The organism is Streptomyces sp. NPDC005574, from assembly GCF_040605435.1.
GTDB lineage: Bacteria > Actinomycetota > Actinomycetes > Streptomycetales > Streptomycetaceae > Streptomyces.
Genome location: NZ_JBEXCW010000003.1, coordinates 34686 through 57122 on the forward strand (window position 1 = coordinate 34686; position 22437 = coordinate 57122).

At 72.3% G+C, this 22437-nt stretch carries 14 protein-coding genes; 10 read left to right on the plus strand and 4 right to left on the minus strand.

Annotated elements, in window-relative coordinates; all coding sequences use genetic code 11:
- The first annotated feature begins 28 nt into the window (after positions 1-28).
- A complete protein-coding gene (moeZ, locus tag ABZT03_RS03085; protein ID WP_356032716.1) occupies positions 29-1207 on the plus strand; it encodes an adenylyltransferase/sulfurtransferase MoeZ in 1179 nt (392 codons plus the stop codon).
- A 65-nt stretch (positions 1208-1272) separates the two neighbouring features.
- On the opposite strand, the gene ABZT03_RS03090 is transcribed toward moeZ, so the two are convergent.
- From ABZT03_RS03090 to ABZT03_RS03100, 3 genes are all read right to left on the minus strand, one after another.
- Positions 1273-2829 carry an alpha/beta hydrolase gene (locus ABZT03_RS03090; RefSeq protein WP_356032719.1) on the minus strand — a complete coding sequence of 519 codons (1557 nt, stop codon included), beginning with the start codon at positions 2827-2829 and terminating at the stop codon, positions 1273-1275.
- A 115-nt stretch (positions 2830-2944) separates the two neighbouring features.
- The gene (locus ABZT03_RS03095) at positions 2945-4489 is read right to left on the minus strand and encodes an alpha/beta hydrolase (RefSeq protein ID WP_356032722.1); all 1545 of its coding nucleotides are present in this window, start codon (positions 4487-4489) and stop codon (positions 2945-2947) included.
- Between the two features lie 93 nt (positions 4490-4582).
- A complete protein-coding gene (locus ABZT03_RS03100; protein WP_356032724.1) occupies positions 4583-7357 on the minus strand; it encodes a lysylphosphatidylglycerol synthase domain-containing protein in 2775 nt (924 codons plus the stop codon).
- A gap of 258 nt (positions 7358-7615) precedes the next feature.
- Here ABZT03_RS03100 and ABZT03_RS03105 point away from each other — a divergent pair, with 258 nt between their 5' ends.
- The 5 genes from ABZT03_RS03105 (at position 7616) to nudC (ending at position 18269) form a co-directional block, all read left to right on the plus strand.
- Entirely contained in the window at positions 7616-8035 is a 420-nt protein-coding gene (locus ABZT03_RS03105) for an MGMT family protein (RefSeq protein WP_356033157.1), read from the plus strand.
- Positions 8036-8316: 281 nt separating this feature from the next.
- Positions 8317-12039, plus strand: coding sequence for a UvrD-helicase domain-containing protein (locus ABZT03_RS03110; protein WP_356032727.1), 3723 nt, complete (start codon positions 8317-8319; stop codon positions 12037-12039).
- A gap of 187 nt (positions 12040-12226) precedes the next feature.
- Complete coding sequence (locus tag ABZT03_RS03115; protein WP_356032730.1) at positions 12227-15748, plus strand: UvrD-helicase domain-containing protein; 3522 nt, start codon at positions 12227-12229, stop codon at positions 15746-15748.
- 10 nt (positions 15749-15758) lie between these two features.
- The gene (locus ABZT03_RS03120) at positions 15759-17171 is read left to right on the plus strand and encodes a dipeptidase (protein WP_356032732.1); all 1413 of its coding nucleotides are present in this window, start codon (positions 15759-15761) and stop codon (positions 17169-17171) included.
- A 153-nt stretch (positions 17172-17324) separates the two neighbouring features.
- Complete coding sequence (gene nudC, locus ABZT03_RS03125) at positions 17325-18269, plus strand: NAD(+) diphosphatase (RefSeq protein ID WP_356032735.1); 945 nt, start codon at positions 17325-17327, stop codon at positions 18267-18269.
- A 68-nt stretch (positions 18270-18337) separates the two neighbouring features.
- Here the strand turns inward: nudC and ABZT03_RS03130 are convergent, their stop codons facing one another.
- Positions 18338-18580, minus strand: coding sequence for a mycoredoxin (locus ABZT03_RS03130; RefSeq protein ID WP_356032738.1), 243 nt, complete (start codon positions 18578-18580; stop codon positions 18338-18340).
- Between the two features lie 181 nt (positions 18581-18761).
- Here ABZT03_RS03130 and ABZT03_RS03135 point away from each other — a divergent pair, with 181 nt between their 5' ends.
- The 4 genes from ABZT03_RS03135 (at position 18762) to ABZT03_RS03150 (ending at position 22309) form a co-directional block, all read left to right on the plus strand.
- Positions 18762-20957 carry an ATP-dependent DNA helicase UvrD2 gene (locus tag ABZT03_RS03135; RefSeq protein ID WP_356032740.1) on the plus strand — a complete coding sequence of 732 codons (2196 nt, stop codon included), beginning with the start codon at positions 18762-18764 and terminating at the stop codon, positions 20955-20957.
- A 166-nt stretch (positions 20958-21123) separates the two neighbouring features.
- Entirely contained in the window at positions 21124-21444 is a 321-nt protein-coding gene (locus tag ABZT03_RS03140) for a hypothetical protein (RefSeq protein WP_356032743.1), read from the plus strand.
- Positions 21445-21620: 176 nt separating this feature from the next.
- Positions 21621-21989: a WhiB family transcriptional regulator gene (locus ABZT03_RS03145; protein ID WP_356032745.1), complete on the plus strand. Its 369-nt coding sequence runs from the start codon at positions 21621-21623 to the stop codon at positions 21987-21989.
- Entirely contained in the window at positions 21986-22309 is a 324-nt protein-coding gene (locus ABZT03_RS03150) for a hypothetical protein (RefSeq protein WP_356032748.1), read from the plus strand. The genes ABZT03_RS03145 and ABZT03_RS03150 overlap by 4 nt, the downstream gene beginning before the upstream one ends.
- The last annotated feature ends 128 nt before the right edge of the window (positions 22310-22437 follow it).

Consider the following 22437-nt stretch of genomic DNA (forward strand, 5'->3'; position numbering starts at 1 on the left):
TAGTGATTGACCGACCAACGGAGTCCCCGTGTCGCTGCCACCCCTGGTCGAGCCCGCCTCCGAGCTCACCGTAGACGAGGTCCGCAGGTACTCCCGCCACCTGATCATCCCCGACGTGGGGATGGACGGGCAGAAGCGGCTGAAGAACGCCAAGGTGCTCTGTGTGGGCGCCGGCGGCCTGGGCTCGCCGGCGCTGATGTACCTGGCCGCGGCGGGCGTGGGCACGCTCGGCATCGTGGAGTTCGACGAGGTCGACGAGTCGAACCTGCAGCGGCAGATCATCCACAGCCAGGCCGACATCGGCCGCTCCAAGGCCGCCTCCGCGCGCGACTCCGTGCTGGGCATCAACCCGTACGTGAACGTGGTCCTGCACGAGGAGCGGCTCGAAGCCGACAACGTGATGGACATCTTCAGCCAGTACGACCTGATCGTCGACGGCACGGACAACTTCGCGACCCGCTACCTGGTCAACGACGCCTGCGTGCTGCTGAACAAGCCGTACGTGTGGGGATCGATCTACCGATTCGACGGTCAGGCCTCCGTCTTCTGGTCCGAGCACGGGCCGTGCTACCGCTGCCTCTACCCGGAGCCCCCGCCCCCCGGCATGGTCCCCTCGTGCGCCGAGGGCGGCGTCCTGGGCGTGCTGTGCGCGTCCATCGGCTCCATCCAGGTCAACGAGGCGATCAAGCTCCTCGCCGGCATCGGTGAGCCGCTCGTCGGCCGCCTGATGATCTACGACGCCCTGGAGATGCAGTACCGCCAGGTCAAGGTCCGCAAGGACCCCGACTGCGCGGTCTGCGGCGAGAACCCCACCGTCACCGAGCTCATCGACTACGAGGCCTTCTGCGGTGTCGTGTCCGAGGAGGCCCAGGAGGCGGCCGTAGGCTCGACGATCACTCCCAAGCAGCTCAAGGAGTGGATCGACGACGGCGAGAACATCGAGATCATCGACGTCCGCGAGATCAACGAGTACGAGATCGTCTCGATCCCCGGCGCCAGGCTGATCCCGAAGAACGAGTTCCTCATGGGCACCGCCCTGGAGACCCTGCCGCAGGACAAGAAGATCGTCCTGCATTGCAAGACGGGTGTCCGCAGTGCGGAAGTCCTCGCCGTGCTGAAGTCCGCGGGCTTCTCGGACGCCGTGCACGTCGGCGGCGGTGTCATCGGCTGGGTCAACCAGATCGAACCGGACAAGCCGGTCTACTGAGCCGGCATCCCGGCCCGGACGGCGGGGGCTTCGCGCATCGACGGTGCGTGAGGCCCCCGCCGTCGTCATGAGCAGACCTTGCCGTCCTTCGGCACCGTTCCCTTCAGCAGGTACGCGTTCACCGTGGAGTCGACGCAGTCGCTGCCGCTCCCGTACGCCCCGTGTCCCTCGCCCTTCCAGGTGAGCTCCACACCGACACCGCTGCCCAGCTCGTCGGCCATCCTGCGCGCCCCCTCGTAGGGCGTCGCCGGGTCGCCGGTGTTGCCGACCACCAGGATCGGCGCCGCACCGGACGCCTTCACCTCCGGGGTGTCGTACTGACCCGCCACCGGCCAGTCGTGGCACCAGCCGGCCGTGTCCCAGCCCATGTAGCTCCCGAAGACCGGTGAGATCCTCTCGAACGCCGGCAGCAGCTTCCTGGTCTCGGCGAGCGTCGGCCGCTGCCTGTCGTCCAGGCACGATATGACCCGTTGCGCGTGCGTCGTCGTGCCGTAGTGTCCGGAGGAGTCCCGCTCGTTGTACTCGTCGGCAAGGGTCAGCAGCTCCGAGCCGTCCCCCTCCCGGGCCGAGGCCAGGGCGCTGGTCAGGGTGGGCCAGCCGGACTTGCTGTACAGCGGCAGCACGATGCCGGTGACCGCCAGCGTCTGGGTCAGCTTCCGCCCGGACGCCGTGGGCAGCGGCTTCGCGTCGAGCCGCTTCAGCAGGTCAGCGATCTTCCGTGAGCCCTGCTCGGGGTCCTGGCCGGTGGACTTGAGGTAGTCGTTCAGCGCGCGCTGGAAGCCGCGGGCCTGGTTCTCCGCGTGGCCCACCGTGCCGGCGCTCGGGTCGACGACCGCGTCGAGGATCAGCCGCCCCACGTTCTGCGGGAACAGGTGGGCGTACACGCCGCCGAGCTCGGTGCCGTAGGAGATGCCGAAGTAGCGCGTCTTCCTGTCGCCGAGGACCTGGCGCATCAGGTCCATGTCGCGGGCGGTGTCGGTGGTCGAGACGTGCGCCAGCAGCTTCCCGGCGGCCTTCCGGCAGCCTGTGCCGAAGTCGGCGGCGTCCCGGAAGTACGCCTGTTCCTCGGCCGGGGTGTCCGGTGTGGCGTCCACCGTCTCGGCGGCCTGGATCGCCTTGTCGGAGCGGCAGCGCAGCCCCTCGCTGGCGCCGACGCCGCGAGGGTCCCAGCTCACCAGGTCGTAGCGTTCCCGCAGCGCGGACACCGTGGCGGAGTACGCGGGCAGCGTGGAGACGCCGGAGGCGCCGGGGCCGCCGAAGTTGAACAGCAGTGAGCCGATGCGGTCGCCGCCCCGGCTCCTGCCCCGGATCAGCGCGATACCGATGGTCTCGCCGCCCGGTCGTGACCAGTCCAGTGGCGCCTTGAGCGTCGCGCACTGCCAGTCGCTTCCCGGCGCGGGAGAGTCAGCGGTGGCCCCGCAGCGCCCCCAGGACAGCTTCTGCGAGGTGAGTGACGAGGGCAGGGCCGCCGCCGTGGACGTGCCCGACGGCGAGGCGGCAGAGGGGTCCCTCGCGCTCGACCCCCCGCCGTTCCTGCCGTCACCGGACGAGCCGCCGCCACAGCCCGCCGTCAGCAGTGCGGCGGCGGCCGCCAGGGCCGCCCACCGTACGAAACGCGTCATCGTCTTCCCCCCTCGCAGGCCACCCGCATCGTGCCGCGGGTGGCGTTCAGGCCATGGTAGGCGGATCACACAGCGACCGTCGGGTCCTGTGGATAACGCTCTGACCTGCTGTTTTTCAGGAGCAGACGGTGCCGGCCGCCGGTACCGCGCCGTTCAGGAGATAGCGGTTCACGGCGGCCTGCACGCACTTGTCCCCGCTGTCGTACGACCCGTGCCCCTGCCCCTTGTACGTCAGCTCGACGCCGACGCCGCTGCCGAGCGCGTCCACCATCTTCTTCGCGCCCTCGTAGGGCGTAGCGGGGTCCCCGGTGTTGCCGACGACGAGGATCGGCGCCGCTCCGGGCGCGCTCACGTCGGGATGGTCGGCGGCACCCGCCACCGCCCAGTCGGTGCAGCTGACCATGGACCAGGCCAGGAAGTCGCCGAACAGTGCCGAGGCCGCCCGGAACTCCGGCAGCTTCTTCTCCACGAAACCGGCGGTGTAGCGCGGCCGGTCGTCGGCGCAGTTGATGGACACGTTGGCGGCCGTGATGTTGCTGTACGTGCCGTCGTCGTTGCGCCCGTTCAGCGAGTCGGACAGCAGCATCAGGACCCTGCCGTCACCGTCGTACGCCTGCTCCAGACCCTCGGTGAGGTACGCCCAGAAGTCCTTGGAGTACAGGGCCTGGGCGATGCCGCCGGTGGCGGCGGTCTGGGTCAGCCGGCGCGGGAAGACACCGGGGATCGGCTTGCTGTCGAGGTCCCTGAGCAGCTTGGCGATGCGGTCCTTGACGTTCGTCGCACTGTCGCCGACGGGGCAGTCCTCGGCCTTGGAGACGCAGTCCTGGGCGAAGTTGTCGAGCGCCAGCTGGAACCCCTTGGCCTGTCCCAGCGAGCTCTGCTCGGGGTTCTGCGTCGGGTCCACGACCGCGTCGAACACGGCGCGGCCGACGTGCGTCGGGAAGAGGTGGGCGTACACGCCGCCGAGTTCCGTGCCGTAGGAGATGCCGAAGTAGTTCAGCTTCGGGTCGCCCAGTACCTGGCGCATCAGGTCCATGTCGCGGGCCGCGTCCGTGGTGCGCACGTGCGGCAGCATCTTCTCGGAGTTCTTCTCGCAGGCAGCGTTGAAGTCCTTGGTGCTGTTCAGGAAGTCGGTGCGTTCGGCCGCGTCGTCGGGGGTGGCGTCCTGCTGGAAGTAGGCGTCCAGCTGCTGGTCGTCCTCGCACTGCACGGGTGCGCTGCGACCGACCCCACGCGGGTCGAAGCTGACCAGGTCGTAGCGGGTGCGCAGGGCCGCGTAGTCCTTGCCGAAGGCGGGCAGGGTGGTGACGCCCGAGCCGCCGGGGCCGCCGAAGTTGAAGACGAGCGACCCGATGCGCCGGTCGGCGGCGCCGCTCGCCTTCGCCCGGATCAGCGCCAGTCCGATCGTGTCGCCCTTGGGTTTGTTCCAGTCCCGCGGTGCCCGCATGGTGGCGCACTGCCAGGTGTCGCCGTCCGGCAGCGGCGACGGGGCGTCACCGCCGCCCTCCGCGGCGGACGGGGCCGGGCAGCTCTTCCAGTCCAGCTTCTGGGCTGTCAGGTCCCCGTCCTTGGCGTCGTCGCCGCAGCCCGCCAGCACGGAGGACAGCAGGAGGGCGACGGCGGTCGCGGCCGTGGCGCGCAGTCGGCGGGAGCTCGGCATGCTCCCATCCTGCGCCCGCGCGCGGGGCACCGCTCGGGGCGCGAGCCGTCCGGAGTACCTCTGCGGACCGACCGGTGCCCCGCGGCCGTCGTCCTACAGCGAGCCCTTGCGCGAGAGGTAGTTGAAGGCGAGCCAGCCCGGCAGGACCGGCAGCCACAGGGTCAGCAGACGGAACAGCAGGACCGCCGGCGCGGCGACCTCCTTGGGCAGGCCCACCGCGATCAGACCCACTGTCAGGGTCGCCTCGACCGCGCCGACACCACCCGGGGTGGGGGCCGCCGAGCCGAGCGCGTTGCCGGCGAGGAAGACCACCGCGACGCTGGCGATGCTGAGCGAGGTCGACTGGTCGCCGAAGGCGCGGATCGACGCGTCCAGGCACATGACGAAGCAGGCGGTCAGCAGCAGCATGCCGCCGACTCCGGTGACGAGCTTCTGCGGCCGCTGCAGCACGTCCAGCATGCGCGGCACGACCCCCGCGAACAGGGACCTCACGCGCGTGACGATGAACTTCCGCAGGAACGGCACCGACGTCACCACCAGCACGAGCACCGCCACCGTCAGCAGTCCCGCGATGACCGTCCTGGAGGGCGACAGCGACGGCGTCTTCTCGGTACCGGTCAGATAGCCGAACGACAGCAGCATCAGGATGTGGCAGCCGAGGCCGAACAGCTGGGACGCGCCGACACTCGCCACCGCGAGCCCGGGCCGCACACCCGAGCGCTGCAGGAAGCGCGTGTTGAGGGCGACCCCGCCCACGGCGGCCGGCGCGACGATCTTGACGAAGGACCCGGCGACCTGCGCCGCCACGGTCCGCAGGAACGGCACCCGCTCCGGGACGAAGCCCAGCAGCGCCATCGCCGCCGCGAAGTAGCTCAGCGCCGAGAACAGCACGGCCGCGGCGACCCAACCCCACTCCGCGTTGGCCACGAGCGGGCCGAACTCGATGTGGGTGAGCTGCGTCAACAGGAAGTACGCGCCGATCGCACCGGCGATGAAACTCAGCAGCGTGCGCGGCCGCACCCGTTCGAGACGGGCCGGCTCCACCGGAGCCTGCGGTCTGATCAGCAGAACCTCGTGGCGGATCTGGGTGAGCAGGTCCTCCTCGCGCGCCTCGTCCAGAGCCTCGTCGATGGCCCGTTTCTCGGCCCGCTGCTCCGCGCGTACGGCCTTCTTGTCGGGCTTTTCGAGTACGACGGGTCCCGCGGCGTCCTCGCTCGCCTCCAGCCGCGCCTGCTTGGCCTGCCGGGACGCCTCCAGCACGGCCTCGCGCTCGCGCTGCGCCCGCTCCCGGGCCAGTTTCCGCAGCGTCGCCCGCGTGGAGCGGCTCAGGGCGATGGGTTGCAGCATCGGCAGACAGTCGGCGACGGCGTCGGGGCCGAGCATGCCGACCGCCGAGGCCACCGCGCGCTCGGCCCCCACCCGCAGGCCGGTGGTCACCAGCAGCTGGGAGACGTCCATGCGCAGCAGCAGGTCACCGGCCGCGATCTCGCCGACGCGCAGGTCGGTGAGGATCACCGTGCCGGAACGATCCACCAGAATGGCGTCGCCGACCAGCCTGCGGTGCGCGATGCGCCGCGACTGCAGCGCCCGCACCTGGTGCCAGGTGTCGCGCAGCAGGTCGTCGGTGATCGCCTCGTCGGGCAGCGAGTCGAGGGTGCGTCCGCCGGTGTGCTCGTAGACGAGCATGACGGCGTCGGGGCCGAGTTCGGAGGTCGCGATCAGCTTCGGGGCGTTGGCGCCGGCAGCGATGGCCGCGTAGGCCAGAAGGGCTTCCTGTTCCAGGGCCTGGCGCAGCGACTGCAGGCTGCTGCGGGTGGCGAAGCCGCGCAGCGTCAGGTTGCGCCACGCGCGGTAGAAGAAGCCCTGAGCTTGCTGTTCGCGGTCGACCACGGTCACGTCCAGCGGCGGCCCGTCCTCCAGGGTCACGAAGTAGCGCCGGCCCCGGTCACCGATCTCCGCGGTGTCCGGCAGCTCCTCGCGGGCCGCGCTTACCGGGTGGAAGCCGACGGTCCGCAGCCCGGCGATCAGGGTCTGACCGGTGGGACGGACGTTGGGTGAGCCGACCGCGTACAGCGTGCCGTAGGCGACGGTCCAGCCGATCAGCACGGTCAGGATGATCGAGAACGGCGTCGTGTAACCGGTCACCAGCATCGAGAACGCGTCGAGGAGCAGCACCATCCACAGCACCGCGCGCCAGCGCGGCCGGCGCGACATGCCGACGGCCGTCATGTACGCGATGACGGGCGCCAGATAGCCGTGCACGGGGTCGGTCAGGGCGTGTATGTCGCCGGGCGAGGGCTGGGTGAGCGCTTCCTGGATCGAGCCCGGGGCGCCCTTGGCGACCCACAGGTCCGTGGCGAGGGTCACGCCGTGCGCGAGGACCGCCGCGAGGACGCCGTCGGCGATGCGCAGTCCGTCGCGCTTGATCAACCGCTCGATCGCGAAGGCGACCGGCACCAGCAGGATCGCGATGCTGGAGGCCAGCCCGGCGATCTTGATCAACAGGTCGGGCGCCTGTCCGGTGCCCTTGTTGATGTCCTGTTCGAGACCGGAGGTGGTGCCGTGGGCGAACGCGGCGATGCCGAGCAGCAGCACGACGGCCAGCACACCCACCAGGAGACGCATCAGGTCGGAGGGGCGGTGCACGCGCGCGGGCAGCAGCGGTTCGTCGCCCTCGACCGCCTCGACGTGCGTCTCCTCGCACCCGAGCCCGTCGCCGGGCGTCTGTTCCGGGGCCTCGGGCGACGTCTTGTCGCGGCCTTCCCCGGCTGTCTTCCCGCTTCTCGCGTCCGCGTCGGCGGTGTCCGGGCGCGACGAAGCGTCGGAGGTGCTCTCAGCGCCCTCGGGCTGTGCGCCCTGCTGCTTCATCGTCTCTTCTTGATCTCGTATCACCGGTCACCGCCCGCACGATGGTGGCATGCCCCGCCGACACAGGGGGGCATCAGGGTGCAAATGCGGGGGCGCACAGTCTGCCCGAAGCGCCGCTCGGGGGCGAGGAATACGCTCAGTGGTGACCGTGTCACGTTGTCGGTGGGGTGGGGCAGGATGGGGCGGATGAGCGAGGACAGCCTTCCGGAGGACGACATCCGCCCGGGCTCCGCGGGCCGCCGGCCGGACCGCGAGGACATGGGGCCCACCTACGAGGATGCCCGCCCCGGCCCCGCGGACGCCCTGCCGGAGTACGCCGAGCGCGTCCTGGAGGTCGCCGAGACGGTCCCGCCCGGGCGCGTGATGACGTACGGGGACGTCGCCGAGTGGCTCGAAGAGGGCGGTCCCCGCCAGGTCGGCCGGGTGATGGCCCTCTACGGAGGGGCGGTCGCGTGGTGGCGCGTGGTCCGGGCGGACGGCGTCCTGCTGACGGGCCACGAACTGCGGGCGCTCGCCCACTACCGCGCCGAGGGGACGCCCCTGAAGCAGGCGAGCCGGGCCGCCGAGGGCCATGTGCCGCGGCTCGACATGGCACGGGCGCGGTGGGACGGCGGCGGACGCGCGGAAGGTCACACCCGACAGCTTCGGCCATCCGGCGGCCCTGGGGGCACCTCGTGATCCGTACGGGGGAATCGGGGCACGGTCGTGGCATGACGTACGTTCGTGGGACGAGGGGCGCGGGCGCCGTGGGTGCTGTGAGCGCCGTGGGGGATGAAGGGGAAGCGCTGCTTCCGCACGATCCCCGGGCGTAGCGTCGGCTGCACGTGTCTCTCTCATCCCGCGGTCACCGTCCTCCACGCGCGACGGCCGGACCGCCCGTGACCCGACCACCACGACCCGACGACGGCGTTCGACGCCGGCAGTGACAGATCGCACACCCACCAGGACCGGCGAACCACGTGAGCTCCTCTTCCTTCACCAGGCGCCCGTCGCACCCCGAGGTGCGGCGGGGGAGCCGTGGCGCTTACCGGCTGGTACGTACCCCGCCGACTCCTGTGGACCCCCCTCGTCTGGACGCCGTACAGCGCGCGGTGGTTGACCACAGGGCCGGACCGCTGCTCGTCCTCGCAGGCCCGGGTACGGGGAAGACCACCACGCTCGTCGAGTCCGTGGCGGCGCGTATCGCCCGGGGCGGTGACCCCGCGCGCGTTCTGGTGCTGACCTTCAGCCGCCGGGCGGCCGTCGAACTGCGTGACCGCATGGCGCTGCGCACGGGTGCGGCACGTGCGCCGCGCGCCACCACGTTCCACTCCTTCTGCTACGCCCTGGTCCGCGCCCACCAGGACGCCGGCCTGTTCGTGGAGCCGCTGCGGCTCCTGTCCGGCCCCGAGCAGGACGTCACCGTCAGGGGTCTCCTCGCGGGCCAGCCCGACCTGGAGCGGCTCGGCCTCGCCCCCGTGCGCTGGCCGGACGACCTGCGCGCGTGCCTCACCACCCGCGGCTTCGCCGACGAGGTACGCGCGGTCCTCGCCCGCAGCCGCGAACTGGGCCTGGAGCCCGGCGCACTGGACGCCTTCGCCCGCCGTATCGGCCGCCCCGACTGGCGGGCCGCGGCAGCCTTCCTCGCCGAGTACCTGGACGTGCTCGACATGCAGGGTGTCCTCGACTACGCGGAACTCGTCCACCGCGCGGTGCTCCTCGCCCGCCGCCCCGAGGTCGCCGAGCGCCTGGCCGCGCAGTACGACGCCGTCCTCGTCGACGAGTACCAGGACACCGACCCGGCGCAGGTACGACTGCTGCACGCGCTCGCCGGAGGTGGCCGCACCCTCGTCGCGTTCGGCGACCCCGACCAGTCGATCTACACGTTCCGGGGCGCTGACGTGAACGGCATCCTGGACTTCCCGGACGCCTTCCCGCGCGCGGACGGCCGTCCGGCTCCGGTGGAGGTCCTCAGGACCTCCCGCCGCTCCGGCGCCACCGTGCTGGCCGCGACCCGCCTGCTGACCCAGCGCATGCCCCTGACCCGCCTCCCGGCCGAGAAGGTGCGCGCCCACCGGGAGCTCACGCCGGTCCACGACGGGGGACGCGTCGAGGTCTTCACCTACCCGACACCGGGCACCGAACTGGACAACATCGCCGACATCCTGCGCCGGGCGCACCTGGAGGACGGTGTCCCCTGGCGCGAGATGGCCGTCCTGGTGCGCGCCGGCTCCCGCACGATCCCGACGGTCCGCCGCGCCCTCACCGCCGCCGGCGTCCCTCTGGACATCGACGGCGACGACCTGCCCCTGCGCCACGAACCCGCGGTGGCACCCCTGCTGACGGCACTGCGCACTGTCGCCAGGGCTGCGTCGGCACCCGCGGAACCCACCACCGGCGTCACGGGGACGACGGGAGGTGATGCCGGCGCGAAGCCCACTGAGGACACCGATGGGGAGGCGGCGGAGGAGGTGCCCGGCGTGCGGGCGGCCGACGGGGCCGACGTCGGTGAGCCGGCAGCGGAGGCGGTCGGCGACGTACGGGCCGGCGAGGCTCCTGATGGCGTACGCGTGGTCGGCGGGGACCCTGATGGCGTACGCGTGGTCGGCGGGGACCCCGATGGCGCAGGCGTGGTCGACGAGGGCACCGACGCCGTACGCGCGGTCGACAGGGGCACCGAGGGCGTCCCCGCGCCCGGCGGGAGCGACCCCGGTGAGGCACCCGCCGCTGAGACCGACGGTGTCCCGCCCGGGGACGAACCCGGGGCGGGAGCTGGAGAGCCGGTGTCCGGGAAGCCGGTGTCCGGGGCCTGCTGGCTGGACACCGAAACGGCCCTCACCCTGCTGGCCTCGCCCCTGGCCGGCATGGACGCGGCCGATCTGCGCCGCCTCGGGCGGGCGTTGCGGGACGAGGAGAGGGCCGCGGGCAACCCGCTGCCGCCGCCCTCGGACGACCTCCTCGCGCGCGCGCTGGCCGAGCCGGAACGTCTGATCGCGCACGACCCCACCTACGCGCGCGGTGCGCAGCGACTCGGCGCGCTGCTCGCGAAGGCCCGGGAGCGCCTCGCGGGCGGCGGCACGGCCGAGGAGGCGCTCTGGGACCTGTGGCAGGGCACGCCGTGGCCGACCCGCCTGGAACGCGCGGCGCGGCGCGGCGGCGCGGCCGGCCGCAACGCCGACCGCGACCTCGACGCGGTGTGCGCGCTGTTCGCCACCGCGGCCCGCGCGGAGGAACGCACCGGCGGCCGTGGCGCGCTGAACTTCCTGGAGGAGATCGAGGCGGAGGACATCGCCGCCGACACCCTCACCCGGCGCGCCGTCCGCCCCGACGCCGTACGCCTGATGACCGCGCATCGCTCCAAGGGCCTGGAATGGCGGTTGGTCCTCGTCGCGGGCGTCCAGGAGGGGCTGTGGCCGGACCTGCGCCGCCGTGGCTCCCTGCTGGAGGCCGACCGCATCGGCCGCGACGGCCTCGCCGAACCCCTCACTCCGGGCGCGCTGCTCGCCGAGGAACGCCGGCTGTTCTACGTGGCCGCCACCCGCGCGCGCGAGCGCCTGGTGGTGACCGCCGTGAAGGCCCCCGCGGAGGACGGCGACCAGCCCTCCCGTTTCCTGACCGAACTGGGTGTCGAACCGAGGGACGTCACAGGGCGGCCGCGCCGCCCGCTGTCCGTCGCGGCGCTCGTCGCCGAACTGCGCGCCACCACGGTCGACCCGCAGGTGTCCGACACCCTCAGGGAGGCGGCCGCCCACCGTCTGGCCCGGCTGGCGGCGCTCGCGGACGAGGACGGCCGACCGCTCGTCCCGGCCGCGCACCCCTACCGCTGGTGGGGCATGTTCGAGCCGACCGAGAGCAAGGTGCCGCTGCGCGACCGCGACCAGCCCGTCGTGCTGTCCGGCAGCGCCCTCGACCAGCTCGCCAACACCTGCGCCCTCCAGTGGTTCCTGGGCCGCGAGGTGAAGGCCGACGCGCCCGCCACGGTCGCGCAGGGCTTCGGGAACGTCGTGCACGTCCTCGCCGACGAGGTCGCCTCCGGACACACCCCGGCCGACCTCGCCGTCCTCATGGAGCGCCTGGACTCCGTCTGGAACGCGCTCGCCTTCGACGCGCCCTGGAAGTCGGCGCAGGAGAAGGAGAACGCGCGCGTCGCGCTCGAACGCTTCCTGAAGTGGCACGTCGACTCCGGCGGGGCTCGCACCGGACGTACGGCGGTGGCCGGTGAGCACGGCTTCGACGTCACCCTGGAGGCGGGCGACTACGAGGTGCGTATCCGGGGCTCGATGGACCGCGTCGAGGCAGACGGCGAGGGCCGGGCGTACGTCGTCGACTTCAAGACCGGCAAACAGGCGCCCAGCGCCGCCGAGGTGGCCCGCCACCCGCAGCTCGCCGTCTACCAGCTCGCCGTCCGCGAGGGCGCCGTGGACGAGCTCTTCGAGGGCGTACGTCCGCAGCCGGGCGGCGCCGAACTCGTGCAGCTGCGTCAGGGCGCCGCCCGGCGCGACGGCGGCGAGACGCTGCCCAAGGTGCAGGCGCAGGAACCACTCGAAGGGGAGGCGGGGGAGTGGGCCGGCGACCTGCTGGCCACGGCCGCCGGCAAGGTCCTCGACGAACGGTTCACGCCGAGCGCCGGCCAGCACTGCACGCACTGCGCGTTCCGGGCCTCGTGCGGTGCGCGGCCCGAGGGACGGCACGTGGTGGAGTAGGACACGCGGTGCCGCGTGCGCCCCGGTCCCGCAAGAGACGGCGCGGACCACGCGGTGCCGCATGCGCCGGTCCGTCACACGGGAACGCCCGTGTGACGGACCGCACCACACGTGCTGACCAGCGCTTCTCTGGGCCCGGCGGACGATCGGGCCTCGGTTGTCAGTGGCCGCCGCTAGCCTCTGCCACATGCCCGCCCGCATCACCCATCCCGATCAGCTCAAAGAGCTCCTCGGCATCCCGTTCACCCCGGAGCAGACGGCCTGCATCACCGCGCCGCCGGCCCCGCAGGTGATCGTGGCCGGAGCCGGATCGGGCAAGACGACGGTGATGGCGGCACGCGTGGTCTGGCTGGTCGGAACCGGCCAGGTCGCCCCGGAACAGGTGCTCGGACTCACCTTCACCAACAAGGCGGCCGGCGAACTCGCCGAGCGCGTCCGCAAGGCGCTGGTCAGGGCAGGCGTCACCGACCCGGACGTCATCGACCCCGACCACCCGCCCGGCGAGCCGGTGATCTCCACCTACCACGCCTTCGCGGGCCGCCTGCTGACCGATCACGGCCTGCGCATCGGGCTGGAGCCCACCGCCCGCCTGCTCGCCGACGCCACCCGCTACCAGCTCGCCGCACGCGTCCTGCGTGAAGCCCCCGGCCCCTACCCCGCGCTGACCCGCTCCTTCGCCGACCTGGTCAGCGACCTGCTCACCCTCGACGCCGAACTCGCCGAGCACCTCGTCCGCCCCGAGGACCTGCGCGCCCACGACGCCGGGCTGCTGCGCTCCCTGGAAGGCGCCCGACTCACCAACGCCGACCTGCGCAAGATCCCCGACACGGCCGCCGCGCGCCGCGAACTCGCCGAGCTCGTGGTCCGCTACCGCGCCGCGAAACGCGAGCGCGACCTGCTCGACTTCGGCGACCAGATCGCCCTGTCGGCGACCCTCGCGCGCAGCCGCCCCGAGGTCGGCGAGATCCTGCGTGAGGAGTTCCGCGTGGTGCTCCTCGACGAGTACCAGGACACGTCGGTGGCCCAGCGCATCCTCCTGGCCGGCCTGTTCGGCGGGGGCACCGGCCACCCGGTGACCGCCGTCGGAGACCCCTGTCAGGCCATCTACGGCTGGCGCGGCGCCTCGGTCGCCAACCTCGACGACTTCCCCGAGCACTTCGCCCACGCCGACGGCCGCCCCGCCGCCCGCCGGGCACTCAGCGAGAACCGCCGCAGCGGCGGCCGCCTCCTCGACCTCGCCAACACGCTCGCGGAGCCGCTGCGCGCCATGCACGCGGGCGTGGAGGCCCTCCGCCCGGCCCCCGGCGCCGAGGGCGACGGCATCGTGCGCTGCGCCCTGCTGCCCACCCACACCGAGGAGATCGGCTGGCTCGCCGACTCCGTCGCCCATCTGGTGAACACCGGCAAGGCACCCGCCGAGATCGCCGTCCTGTGCCGTACGGCGACGGACTTCGCCGAGATCCAGGGCGCGCTCGTCGCCCGGGACGTCCCCGTCGAGGTGGTCGGCCTCTCCGGACTGCTGCACCTGCCCGAGGTCGCCGACCTCGTCGCCGTCTGCGAGGTCCTCCAGGACCCCGGCGCCAACGCCTCCCTGGTCCGGCTGCTGACCGGCCCCCGCTGGCGCATCGGGCCCCGCGACCTCGCCCTGCTGGGACGCCGGGCCAGGCTGCTGGTGTCCCACACGCGCGTGGGCACCGACGACGACCCGGACCGCCGGCTCGCCGAGGCCGTCGAAGGGGTCGACCCGGCCGAGGTGATCTCGCTCGCCGACGCCCTCGACACGTTCCTGGAGACACCGCTCGACGGCCGCGGGGACGACGACGGGCTGCCGTTCTCACCCGACGCGCGCGTGCGCTTCGCCCGCCTGGCGGCCGAGCTGCGCGATCTGCGCCGCTCGCTGTCCGATCCCCTGATGGACGTCCTGCACCGCGTCCTCGCCGTGACCGGCCTCGAAGTGGAGCTCTCGGCGTCGCCGCACGCGCTTGCCGCCCGGCGCCGCGAGACCCTGTCGAACTTCCTCGACGTCGCGGCCTCGTTCGCCGCGGGTGACAGCCAGGCCACCCTGCTGGCGTTCCTGGGCTTCCTGCGCACCGCCGCCCAGTACGAGAAGGGCCTCGACAACGCGCTCCCCGGCGGCGAGAACACCGTGAAGGTGCTCACCGCACACCGGGCCAAGGGCCTGGAGTGGGACGTGGTGGTCGTCCCCGGCCTGGTCACCGGCACCTTCCCCAGCACCCAGGGGCGCGAGAAGTGGACGTCCCAGAGCAAGGTGCTGCCGCACGCGCTGCGCGGCGACACCGCCACCCTGCCCGACGTCGAGTCCTTCGACTCCCGCGGCCTGAAAACCTTCCACGACGCCATGAAGGAGCACCAGCACACCGAGGAGCTCCGTCTCGGGTACGTCACCTTCACCCGTCCCCGCTCCCTGCTCCTCGGCTCGGGCCACTGGTGGGGGCCCACCCAGAAGAAGCCCCGCGGCCCGTCCGACTTCCTGTGGGCCCTGCACGACCACTGCGCCGCCGGACACGGCGAGATCGAGGCATGGGCGGACGAACCCGCCGAGGACGAGGAGAACCCGGCACTGCACCGGGAGATGGCCGACCAGGTGTGGCCGCTGCCCCTGGACGAGGCGGCCCTGATCCGGCGCCGGGCCGCCGCGGAGACCGTCCTCGCGCACCTGGAGCACCTCGCCTCCGGCCCGGACGACCACCCCGCGGCCGCCCACGACCCGTACACCCACGACGCCCCGGACTGGCCCCTGCCCCCGGACGACGAGGAAGCCCTCGCCGAAGCCCTCGCCGAGGAGGGCGGCCACCAAGGTGAGGACGCCCTCCCCGACGGCGACCCCGCCGACTGGGACACCTGGACCACGGACCGCCCCACCGTCCCCCACCAGGCGGCGCCCCCGGACACCCCCGCACACCCCGGTGCGCCGGAGGGCGCGCGCCCGCACCCCGAGGAACCGGGACGCCCCCGTCTCACCGCCGAGGAGGCCCGCACCCTCGCCTCCTGGGACCGCGACCTCGACGCCCTCACCGGAGAACTCCTGCGCGCGCGCCGGCGGATCACCGACGTGCCCCTGCCGGCCTCGCTCACCGCTTCCCAGCTGCTGCGCCTGGCCGAGGATCCGGACGCGTTCGCGCAGGAGCTGGCTCGCCCCATGCCCCGCCCGCCGCAGCCCGCCGCCCGCCGCGGCACCCGCTTCCACGCCTGGGTCGAGGCCCGCTTCGAAGAACTGACGCTGCCCATGCTGGAGCCCGACGAGCTGCCCGGCAGCGAGGCCGAGATCGCCGACGAACACGATCTCCAGGCCCTCAAGGACGCCTTCGAGCGCACCGAGTACGCCCACCGCACCCCCTACCGCGTCGAGACCTCCTTCCAGACGGCCATCGCGGGCCGCGTGGTGCGGGGCCGCATCGACGCCGTCTACAAGCAGGGCGACGGCGCGGACGCGACGTACGAGATCGTCGACTGGAAGACCAGCCGCACCCGCGCGGGCGACCCGCTCCAGCTCGCCGTGTACCGGCTGGCCTGGGCCGAGCAACAGGGCGTGCCGCTGGAATCGGTCACGGCGGCGTTCGTGTACGTCCGCAGCGGCGAGGTCGTCCGGCCGACCGGTCTGCCGGGCCGGGCCGGTCTCGAGCGACTGCTTCTGGAGGAGCCGTCGTGTGACGAACCGCCCAACGAGGATGTCGGTGCGGGCCGATAGGCTCGTGACCATGAGCCATCCCGTTGACAGTGCCGTCAGCGCCGTCCGTTCGTACGTCGAGCAGCACCGCGCCGGCTTCCTCGACGACCTCGCCGAGTGGCTGCGCATCCCGTCCGTGTCGGCCCAGCCCGAGCACGCGCCCGACGTACGCCGCAGCGCTGACTGGCTCGCGGCGCGGCTCAGGGAGACCGGGTTCACCACGGCCGAGGTCTGGGAGACACCGGGCGCGCCCGCCGTGTTCGCCGAGTGGCCCTCCGACCGGCCGGACGCACCCACCGTGCTCGTCTACGGCCACCACGACGTGCAGCCCGCCGCCCGCGAGGACGGCTGGGACAGCGACCCCTTCGAGCCCGAGATCCGCGGCAACCGGCTCCACGCGCGCGGGGCGGCTGACGACAAGGGCCAGGTGTTCTTCCACACACTCGGTGTCCGCGCCCACCTCGCGGCCACCGGCCGCAGCACCCCGGCGGTCAACCTGAAGCTCCTCGTCGAGGGCGAGGAGGAGTCCGGCTCCCCGCACTTCCGGGCCCTCGTGGAGGAGCACGCGGAGCGTCTCGCCGCCGACGCCGTGATCGTCTCCGACACCGGCATGTGGTCCGAGGACACCCCCACGGTGTGCACCGGCATGCGGGGCCTGGCCGAGTGCGAGATCCGGCTGCACGGACCCGACCAGGACATCCACTCCGGCTCCTTCGGCGGCGCGGTGCCCAACCCGGCCACCGCCGTCGCCCGCCTCGTCGCCGCCCTGCACGACGAGCACGCGCGCGTGACCGTCCCCGGGTTCTACGACGGCATCGTCGAGCTCACCGACCGCGAACGCGAACTCTTCGCCGAGCTGCCCTTCGACGAGCGGCAGTGGCTGCGTACGGCCAAGTCGCACGCCGCGTACGGGGAGGCCGGACACACCACCCTGGAGCGCGTCTGGGCCCGCCCCACCGCCGAGGTCAACGGCATCGGCGGCGGCTACCAGGGCCCCGGCAGCAAGACGATCATCCCGTCCTCCGCGACGGTCAAGCTCTCCTTCCGGCTGGTCGCCGGCCAGGACCCCGACCACATCGAGAAGGCCGTCCGGGAGTGGGCCGCGGCGCAGGTGCCGGACGGCATCCGGGCCGAGGTCGTCTTCGGCGCGGCCACCCGCCCCTGTCTCACACCGCTGGACCACCCCGCTCTGCGGTCCGTCGTCCGCGCCATGGGCCGCGCCTTCGAGAAACCCGTCCGCTACACGCGCGAAGGCGGCTCCGGACCGGCCGCCGACCTCCAAGAGGTCCTGGGCGCACCCGTGCTGTTCCTCGGCATCTCCGTCCCGTCCGACGGCTGGCACGCGCCGAACGAGAAGGTCGAGCTCGACCTGCTCCTCAAAGGCGTAGAGACCACGGCGTACCTGTGGGGCGACCTGGCGGAGAACTGGCGTCATGCGCCCTGATCGTCCCGGACCGTCCGGATCCGCACCGCGCACGGGGGACACTGAGAGGGCCGCCCCGTACCGAGGCTTCGCCGGAACCGACCGATCCCTGCCGCACGTTCCGCCGAACCGCCGCCCCAATCAACCGTTTTACCGGGGGAGTTGGAAGCACCCGTGACCACCTGGACCGACCACACCGCCGACCGACCCATCTCGCTCACCGCCCCGAGCGGCATCGACCGAGCCGCCCACCACCGGCTCGACGAGGCCTGGCTCGCGGCGGCCTGGAGCCACCCCAGCACCCGCTGTTTCGTGGTCTCCGGCGGTCAGGTCCTCATAGACGAGGCGCCCGACGGGCGCACCGAGCTCGTCATGACCCCCTCCTTCGAGGCCCCCCTCACCGAGGCGCACCGCTACTTCCTCGGCACCGGCGACGACGGCGTCAGCTACTTCGCCCTGCAGAAGGACGCGCTGCCCGGCCGTATCGACCAGTCGGCCCGCCCGGCCGGACTGCGCGAGGCCGGCCTGCTCCTGTCACCCCGGGACGCGGGCCTGATGGTGCACGCCGTCGCGCTGGAGAACTGGCAGCGCCTGCACCGTTTCTGCTCCCGCTGCGGCGAGCGCACCGTCATCGCCGCGGCCGGCCACATCCGCCGCTGCCCCGCCTGCGGTGCCGAGCACTACCCGCGCACCGATCCGGCCGTGATCATGGCGGTCACCGACGAGGACGACCGCATCCTGCTCGGCCGCCAGGTCCACTGGCCCGAAGGCCGCTTCTCCACGCTCGCCGGCTTCGTGGAGCCCGGCGAGTCGATCGAGCAGTCCGTGCGCCGCGAGGTCTTCGAGGAGGCCGGCGTCAACGTCGGCCGCGTCGAGTACGTCGCCAGCCAGCCCTGGCCCTTCCCCTCCAGCCTCATGCTCGGCTTCATGGCCCGCGCCACCTCGACCGAGATCAACGTGGACGGCGACGAGATCCACGAGGCCCGCTGGTTCTCCCGCGACGACCTGAGCGCCGCCTTCGAGTCGGGCGAGGTCCTGCCGCCGTACGGCATCTCCATCGCGGCCCGGCTGATCGAGCTCTGGTACGGCAAGCCCCTGCCGACCCGCAGCTTCATCTGAGGCACGACAGCGGAAAGGGCGGCCCCCGAGGTGTCTCGGGGGCCGCCCTTGGCACAACCGCCGAGCGGTCAGGCGCCGATCTTCTGCTTGACCTGGGCCAGCGAGGGGTTCGTGAGCGTCGAACCGTCGGGGAACAGCACGGTCGGGACCGTCTGGTTTCCGCCATTCGCCTTCTCCACGAACGCCGCGGAATCCGGGTCCTGCTCGATGTTGATCTCTTCGTACGTGATGCCCTCGCGGTCCATCTGGCTCTTCAGCCGACGGCAGTATCCGCACCACGTGGTGCTGTACATCGTCACAGTGCCCGGCATGTGGCTCGCGCTCCTCTGCGGCTGGGGGTCTGGGTCGCGAAGAGGGAACGCACGCGAAGGGGCCGTCATTCCCGCCCGGCACCACCTGTGGCACGTGACGCCTGCCGCATTAGTACGACTGCGGGGGCCCGCCTGTGGACAACCGGCTCACCTGTCTCCGCCGACCTGGCAGCATGGCGGCGTGACAGCAGCAACGCACTCCACGCTCTTCCCGCAGGTACCGGACTCGGCCGACGCGGTGCTCGAAGGGCTCGACCCCGAGCAGCGCGAGGTGGCCACCGCCCTGCGCGGACCGGTGTGCGTGCTGGCGGGCGCCGGTACCGGCAAGACGCGGGCCATCACCCACCGCATCGCCTACGGGGTGCGGGCCGGCGTCCTCCAGCCCTCCAGCGTGCTCGCCGTCACCTTCACCAACCGCGCGGCGGGCGAGATGCGCGGCCGGCTGCGCCAGCTCGGCGCCGCGGGCGTCCAGGCCCGCACCTTCCACTCGGCCGCGCTGCGCCAGCTCCAGTACTTCTGGCCGAAAGCGATCGGTGGTTCCCTGCCCCGGCTCGTCGACCGCAAGATCCAGCTCGTCGCGGACGCGGCCGCCGCCTGCCGGATCCGCCTGGACCGGGGTGAGCTGCGCGATGTGACGGGTGAGATCGAGTGGTGCAAGGTCACCCAGACCGTCCCCGCCGACTACCCGCTCGCCGCCGCCAAGGCCGGCCGTGAGGTCCCCCGCGACCCTGCCGAGATCTCCCAGCTCTACTCCGCCTACGAGGACATCAAGCGCAACCGCGCCGTCATCGACTTCGAGGACGTCCTGCTGCTGACGGTCGCCGTCCTCCAGGACCGCCACGACATCGCCGAGCAGGTCCGCTCCCAGTACCAGCACTTCGTGGTCGACGAGTACCAGGACGTCAGCCCCCTTCAGCAGCGGCTCCTGGACCTGTGGCTCGGCGAGCGGGACAACCTGTGCGTGGTCGGCGACGCCAGCCAGACCATCTACTCGTTCACGGGAGCAACCCCCGACCACCTCCTCGACTTCCGTACCCGGCACCCCGGCGCCACCGTCGTCAAACTGGTCCGCGACTACCGCTCCACCCCCCAGGTCGTCCACCTGGCCAACGGCCTGCTCGCCCAGGCCCGCGGCCGTGCGGCCGACCACCGCCTGGAGCTGGTCTCCCAGCGCGCCGCCGGCCCCGAACCCGTCTACTGCGAGTACACCGACGAACCCGCCGAGGCCGAGGGCGCCGCCCGTCGAATCCGCGACCTCGTCGACTCCGGGGTCCCGGCGAGCGAGATCGCCGTCCTGTTCCGCACCAACTCCCAGTCGGAGACCTACGAGCAGGCCCTCGCCGACGCCGGAGTGCCCTACCAGCTGCGAGGCGCCGAGCGGTTCTTCGACCGGCCCGAGGTGCGCAAGGCGAGCGTCGCCCTGCGCGGCGCCGCCCGCTTCGGCGCCAACGACTCGCTGCTCGACGACGCCGTCGACCTGCCCTCCGAGGTGCGCGCCGTGCTGTCGGGCGAGGGCTGGACCACCGAGCCCCCGGCCGGCTCGGGCGCGGTGCGCGAGCGCTGGGAGTCGCTGGCCGCCCTCGTCAACCTCGCGCAGGACTTCGCCGCCGCCAAGCCCGGCGCCACCCTGAGCGACCTCGTCGCGGAGCTCGACGAACGGGCGAACACCCAGCACGCCCCGACCGTCCAAGGCGTCACCCTCGCCTCCCTGCACTCGGCCAAGGGCCTGGAGTGGGACGCCGTCTTCCTGGTCGGCGTGGCCGAGGGCATGATGCCGATCACGTACGCGAAGACCGACGAGCAGATCGAGGAGGAGCGCCGCCTCCTCTACGTGGGCGTCACCCGCGCCCGCGAGCGGCTCCATGTCTCCTGGGCCCTGTCCCGCTCACCAGGCGGCCGCGCGAGCCGCCGCCCCAGCCGCTTCCTGGACGGGCTGCGCCCCGGTTCGGCGGCCGTCGCCGGCCGCGGCGGCACCCTCGGCACCGGCGGCGTGGAGCGCGGCTTCACCAGCAGACCGGGCGTCGCTCCGCGGCGGACCCAGCGCAGACCGGCTCGCTGCCGGGTCTGCGGGCGCACCCTCACGGACGCGGGCGAGATGAAACTGATGCGCTGCGAGGACTGCCCCACCGACATGGACGAGGGGCTGTACGAGCGGCTGCGCGAGTGGCGCGCCGTCGCGGCGCAGCGCAGCGGACAGCCCGCCTTCTGCGTCTTCACCGACAAGACCCTGATGGCGATCGCCGAGGCCGCTCCCGACGACGCGGGAGAACTGGCACGGATCCCTGGTGTCGGCGCCCGCAAACTGAGCCGGTACGGGACCGATGTGCTGGCTCTCTGCGCCGGTCAGGAGCCCCCGGAAGCGGACGAAGGGGACTGACGGGAACTCGTCGAAAAAATAGTTTGCGCATGCCCCGGCAATCCCCATAGGTTCTTAGCCACGGGGACGGAGGCCTTCTCGAAGGCCCTGAATCCGTGCTGTACTTGCATATCCGTCGGGCTGGCTCACCCCCAGCCCCCCGATCCGCCGAGAGGAGGCGATTCCAGTGATCAGCATCAACACCAGCTCCGCCAGTGTCGTGAAAATGACCGATCCCTCGGTCGCCTCCGTGTGCCTGCTCGGCGTTTCGAACCTGGGCACCAGTGTGTCCGGCATTCACGCCGGTCGTCTGGCGTCCTCCGTGTCTCTGGCGGGTCTTCCCGTCCGTGAGCGCAATGAGCGACCGACCAAGGCACTGGAAGCAGTAGCGGCAAAGGCGCAGGCCTATGCCTTTACGGCAGTCGGTGCCGGAAACCGGGAGCAGACGACGCAGCACCACCTGATGTGGGCCTTCCGTGGGCCAGAACCCTGGAGTGATCCAGCCTGATCGTCGATCAGGCCGGCGCCTTCAGGGCCGCGGAACCCCACCCGGGATCCGCGGCCCTTCTGTTTTCCCCGAACGGGGACGACGGAGCGAAGGGGCCTCGGGACAGCGAAAGAACCCGGTACCACGCCGCCAACCGGCCCAACAGGGCCGGCACGACCAGACGAGGAAGAACAACCGTGCAACTCGAAGCGCACGCCCCGTCCGTACCGCCTTCCGAAACGATCTCCCCGCCCGGCCTCACGGAGGACTGCACCTTGATCCCGCTCACGGCGCTCACCGCGCTCGACGACGCCATCGAGAACCTCGGCGTACCCGTCCCCTGCCGTTCCTACGACCCGGAGGTCTTCTTCGCCGAGTCGCCGGCCGACGTCGAGTACGCCAAGTCCCTCTGCCGTACCTGCCCGCTGGTCGAGGCCTGCCTCGCCGGCGCCAAGGAGCGGCGCGAGCCCTGGGGTGTCTGGGGTGGCGAGCTGTTCGTCCAGGGTGTCGTCGTCGCCCGGAAGCGGCCGCGTGGCCGCCCGCGCAAGAACCCGGTCACAGCATGAACATCACAGGAACGATCGACCGCCCCCTCACGCACGACCCCAAGAAGCAGGCCCCGATGAAGCCGTTGACCCACGAACCCGCAGGCTTCGCGCCTGAAGACCTCACCACCCGGGGTGCGAACGACTCGCGCCAGAACAGGACCCGAGAGATGCAACTCATTCCAGAAGCCCTGGCTCGTGCGCATATGCACGACCGACTGCAGGAGGCGGAGCAGGAACGCCGGGCCATGCGTCTGGTGACCGCCCGCCGGATGCAGCGCCGGGCGGAGCGCGCCTCGCTGCGTGCCCGCCGCGCGCTCGCCATCGCGGTCATGCAGTAACCGACGCACAGTAGCGGTCTCCCGGTCGGGAGGCGGAACACTTCTCCCGCGGGGGCCGGTCCGTTCACACGGCCGGCCCCCGCGGGGCGTTGTACCCGAGGTTCGGCGGGCCACGGAGTTATCGTCGC

Bases quoted from the DNA above. Each gene is read 5' to 3' on its own strand.
- ABZT03_RS03090 (WP_356032719.1), bottom strand. From the start codon at position 2,829: ATGACGCGTTTCGTACGGTGGGCGGCCCTGGCGGCCGCCGCCGCACTG.
- ABZT03_RS03095 (WP_356032722.1), bottom strand. From the start codon at position 4,489: ATGCCGAGCTCCCGCCGACTGCGCGCCACGGCCGCGACCGCCGTCGCC.
- ABZT03_RS03100 (WP_356032724.1), bottom strand. From the start codon at position 7,357: ATGAAGCAGCAGGGCGCACAGCCCGAGGGCGCTGAGAGCACCTCCGAC.
- ABZT03_RS03105 (WP_356033157.1), top strand. From the start codon at position 7,616: ATGGGGCCCACCTACGAGGATGCCCGCCCCGGCCCCGCGGACGCCCTG.
- ABZT03_RS03115 (WP_356032730.1), top strand. From the start codon at position 12,227: ATGCCCGCCCGCATCACCCATCCCGATCAGCTCAAAGAGCTCCTCGGC.
- ABZT03_RS03120 (WP_356032732.1), top strand. From the start codon at position 15,759: ATGAGCCATCCCGTTGACAGTGCCGTCAGCGCCGTCCGTTCGTACGTC.
- ABZT03_RS03130 (WP_356032738.1), bottom strand. From the start codon at position 18,580: ATGCCGGGCACTGTGACGATGTACAGCACCACGTGGTGCGGATACTGC.
- ABZT03_RS03150 (WP_356032748.1), top strand. From the start codon at position 21,986: ATGAACATCACAGGAACGATCGACCGCCCCCTCACGCACGACCCCAAG.